Below are 4,537 nucleotides of genomic sequence, written 5' to 3' on the forward strand. Positions count from 1 at the left end.
TGTCAGACCTAACAGGACAACGTGTCACCAAAAAAAATCTTCGGCTAGTTCTCGAGTCAGTCCCAAAACCGTCAAGCTCTATTCCTGAGCGAACCGAGAGTAGTCCCCTCTTCAAACTCGATTTAAGTGACGCACCCTATGTATCGGATTTCTACGGACGCACCAACGAACTGGCTCAGCTAGAGCAATGGATTGTCACAGATCACTGTCCATTGGTGGCTCTTTTGGGCATTACTGGCATTGGCAAAACTGCCTTGTCAGTGAGGCTAGTTGAACAGATTAAGGATCAGTTTGAGTATGTGATTTGGCGTACCCTCAACCATACTCCATCTGTTGAAGAACTTCTGAGTGACCTGATCCAATTCTTGTCCAACCATCAGGAAAACCCTTCATCAACAACTCTAGATAACCTGGTATCGCGACTAATGTATTACCTAAACCAGCATCGTTGTTTGGTAGTGCTTGATCAAGTAGAAGCGATTCTGGATGCTGGTCAATCCTCTGGAATTTACAAAGAGGGCTACCAGGGGTATGGAAATTTACTGCAATCTATTGGGTACAAACGCCATCAAAGCTGCTTGTTGTTGACCAGTCAAGAACCTCCCCAGGAAGTTAAGGAACTAGTAATCAGGGCAGGAAGAATTCGGGAATTCCAACTCAAAGGCTTGAGAAAGGAAGAAGCCAAACCACTCTTGTCAAACTACGGTCTTTCTAAATCTGTGCATGGAGTGGGACAACTAATTGATAGGTACAAAGGTCATCCCTTAGCCTTAAAGATTGCGGTTAGGACGATCCAAAACTGCCATAATGGTAAAATTTCCGATTTTCTCAAAGGGTCATTATTTATTGGTGATGTTTTGCTCAGTCTCCTCGACCAGCAATTTTATCACTTATCAGATTTTGATCAAGAGCTAATGAACTATTTAGCCATGGCTACCGAGCCAGTCTCAACTCAACACTTGCTAGCTGAATTTTCTTCATATCCCAACAGAGCGACTTCAGAAATAAAGACATCTCTAAATAATTTGTTACAACGTTCACTTATTGAAAAAAATTATCAGGATATGGGGGAAGTCTTCTTTACCCTAGATCCTGTAATTAAAAAGTATCTTAACAAACGTTTGTACCAGGGTGGCTGATTTAAGTAACTATGATTCAGATCGGACAGGAAATACACAATCGTTATAAAGTTATTAAAAAGTTAGGTAGCGGTAACTTTAGTCAAACCTTTGAGGTAGAAGATTTGCTTGGTATTAACTCAAGTAACTTAGGCAAAAGGAAAGTGCTGAAAGTCCTGAAATTAAGTTACTATAGCAATTCAAAGATGAGAGAAAAAGTCGTTGAGCTGTTTCAGCGAGAAGTAGAAGTGTTGAAGCAGCTCACTCATCCAGGAATTCCCCGAGTTGAGCCAGATAGCTACTTCCGTTTTGTGCCTAATAAAAATAACCAAGACGACTTCTTACACTGCTTGGTGATGGAGAAGATTGATGGACTAACGTTGGAAGAGTGGCTGCTCCAGAACAATCAACTAATTACTGAAGCACAGGCAATTGACTGGCTAAAACAACTGATAGTAATACTTAATGAAATCCATCCCAAGTATTTACATAGGGATATTAAACCTGATAACATCATGGTCAGACCCAATGGACAACTGGTATTAATTGACTTTGGCGCAGTTAAAGCACTAACCCAAAAATACATTATTCAACAACAAATTACTTCGCAAAATACCAGTATTGGAACCCTAGGATATATGCCGCCAGAGATGATGAATGAACATGAAGCTTATCCACAATCTGATTTTTTTTCCTTAGGTCGTACCTTTGTGCGGTTGCTCAGTCGTAAACACCCTAGTGATTTTACACAAGACTTACAAACTCAAAAGTTGTTCTGGCGAAATGAAGTTAAATTTGTTTCTAAGAGACTGTTGGATCTAATAGATTTTCTAATGGAACATGATTGGAAAAATCGTCCCAAAAATACCCAGGAAATTCTGTTGTATATGTTAGATTTTATGATGGTTACGACGGCCAATAATCATTATAAAAATCCCAATATCGTAGGAAGTAAAAGGGGTAAGCTTAGCAATTATAATTTTATTAATTCAGGGTTATTAATTTTTAGCATTGTCCTCAACTTCTTTTTAATTGGTTTACTTAATAAAGTATACTATCTAATGCCTGTTGTAGTTTTGCTACTGTTTGTAGTCGTCAGTATCCTGTTCATCTCACTAGTATTTCCTTTATTCATTAAAAGAGTATACAAGCTGTTACCGTCTAAGAAAATATATCTCTTCTGTCACTCTCGGAGACGTAACATAAAGAAGAAACCTCTGAAACCCTGAGGTCAAGTATGGTCAGCTGTTCAGCATGGTTACCTAGCCATAATTTTGGACATCATATGAATAATTCACCATAACAGGTACAGAAAAGCCTTAAATAATGGGTTTATTGGCTTGCTGTTTAACAATTTCCAAAAGATTTGCGCTGCGCTGACGGGAGCTGGCTAGCTGGTCATGGGACGCTTTCAATTCTGCACGGTATATTCCTTCAAGGGTACTGAGTTTAGTCTCATACAGTGTTTTTGCCTGACCTTCAATTTCAGCCTTGCTAGCATCTAGTGGTACCTCAAGCCTAATCAAAAATGAACCACTGCTCTTCTTTTCGATAGCTTGGATTGATAGGTATTCCTCACCGTATTCTTCCCTGAGCTGTTGAAAGGAAAGCAAAAAAGCTTTCCAGTCAATACCATCACTGAATGTCAGGTCAACAGTTTCCAAGGCTTTCTGAAACAGACAAGTAAAATCTCCTGGGGCAAAGTTCTGAGTTTCATTCCTAGGGCGACGTTCAATGAATTTGTCTTGTGTATAGTCATATTTTAGATAAGCATACTCACAAATCACATGCTTGAGCTTCGTGCCCTGATTAATTTTCCAATCTTCCAGACAAGCTCCGGTAAAGATTACTTCAGTAAAATTACAGTCTAATGCTTGAGTCCTAATCAGGTAAGCTTCCCTCAGGTCAGCCTTGGTCAGGTTAGCTTCGCTCAAATCAGTCCCGCTCAGGTCAGCCCCGCTCAGGTCAGTCTTGGTCAGGTCAGCTTTATGGAAGTTAGCTCCACTAAGGTCAGCTTTGCTGAGGTTAGCCCAACTGAGGTCAGCTTTGCTGAGGTCAGCCCAACTGAGGTCAGCACCCCTGAGGTCCGCCTGGCTTAGGTCGGCATTTCTAAACTCAGCTAGACTGGGGTTAGGGCGTGTTTTCAAAGTTTTCCGCAAGATTATGATCCCCCCCAGCCCCCCTTAAAAAAGGGGGGAGCCATACTCAAAGTCCCCCTTTTTTAAGGGGGACCAACGGGGGATCTCCGAGTTTGAAGACAGGCCCTAGGGGTGGGCTAACCAGGATTTTCGGCCTGTTCGCCCCTGATGGAAATAGCCCACCCCGTAACGCACCACTTTTTAGTTAATTTCAAGACCATACATTCTAAATGGACAACAGCTTAGGAGTCAATGCTTGATAAGTGGTTAGGAAAAAATAAGTTAGGGAAAAAAATCCTGCCTAAACCAGCACAACTGAGTGCTAGTGTGCGGGTAATTGGAGACCGTAAATCTGGCAAAACTACCTACATGGCTGCCTTGGCTCGTTGGCCTGGAGCTGACCCCTCCACCAGTCCAGTGCAGACAGTAACACCAATTAATGAAGATGGGGAAGCACTAATCGCCAAAGCCAAGAACCTTTTAGAACAAGGGGAGCAGTTAGAAGGGACTCCCTTGGATGCTAATGTCGATGAGGTTAAAGATTATAGTATCGAGATAGTTCTGAAAGACCAGTGTTCCTGGCAGCGGCTGAAAAGGCTCAACATCAATTGTAAAGACTATTCTGGCGAGTTTTTCCAAGATGTGTTGTACCAATCCGGTACCCCCTTGCTTCGGGATTACCTAGAAGATGCCGTGCAAGCCAACGGCATTATGTTACTGCTTGATGGCCTAGCTCATCGCAAAGACAGAGAGTATGCCAATGGTCTGGATAAATTTTTGATCGCACTAGACCGAGCCGAAACAGGGGTGATACACCGGCGCATTGCCCTAGTTCTGACTAAGTGCGAACAGCCTGAATTATGGGTCAATCGCCATCAACCTAAGTATGTAGCAAACGCTCGCTTTCCTGAAGTTATGAAGAGATTGCAGGCTTGGGAGCAATCTGGACCTGGAAGCATTGATTGCTTCACTACCTCAGCTTTTGGCATGTTGGGGGAGCGCCATCCAGAACCAAACATGAGGCGTATTAGTCGAGACCGTGAGGGAATTAAAGAATCAATCCTGAAAAATCCCCAGGGTTGGAAACCCTTTGGCTTAGTAGCTCCGATTTACTGGCTTTGTACTGGCCAACGCCATAGAAAATTAGACCAGGAGTGAAACAATGGACTCTTTTAATGATAATCCTAATACTATTACTGTTGACATTTACGAATTTAGCACTGGTATCAAGGCTGAGATCACCCCAGATCGGGGCTGGATATCTAGAGGCTTCACTGGACG

4 protein-coding genes are annotated in these 4,537 nt (G+C 42.4%); 3 read left to right on the forward strand and 1 reads right to left on the reverse strand.

What is annotated here, in order from left to right; all coding sequences use genetic code 11:
• Positions 1–1,139: NB-ARC domain-containing protein (locus tag F6K53_RS35200; RefSeq protein WP_293083916.1), on the forward strand; the 1,139-nt coding region annotated here is incomplete at its 5' end.
• 11 nt (positions 1,140–1,150) lie between these two features.
• The gene (locus tag F6K53_RS35205) at positions 1,151–2,347 is read left to right on the forward strand and encodes a serine/threonine-protein kinase (protein ID WP_293083919.1); all 1,197 of its coding nucleotides are present in this window, start codon (positions 1,151–1,153) and stop codon (positions 2,345–2,347) included.
• Positions 2,348–2,437: 90 nt separating this feature from the next.
• Here the strand turns inward: F6K53_RS35205 and F6K53_RS35210 are convergent, their stop codons facing one another.
• Positions 2,438–3,265 (reverse strand): pentapeptide repeat-containing protein, encoded by an 828-nt coding sequence (locus F6K53_RS35210; protein WP_293083922.1) that lies wholly within the window; start codon positions 3,263–3,265, stop codon positions 2,438–2,440.
• Between the two features lie 243 nt (positions 3,266–3,508).
• Between F6K53_RS35210 and F6K53_RS35215 the strand changes: the two genes are divergently transcribed.
• Positions 3,509–4,414, forward strand: a complete 906-nt coding sequence (locus tag F6K53_RS35215) for a hypothetical protein (RefSeq protein ID WP_293083925.1) — start codon at positions 3,509–3,511, stop codon at positions 4,412–4,414.
• The last annotated feature ends 123 nt before the right edge of the window (positions 4,415–4,537 follow it).

Origin of the sequence: Moorena sp. SIO4A1, from assembly GCF_010672065.1 — a bacterium.
GTDB lineage: Bacteria > Cyanobacteriota > Cyanobacteriia > Cyanobacteriales > Coleofasciculaceae > Moorena.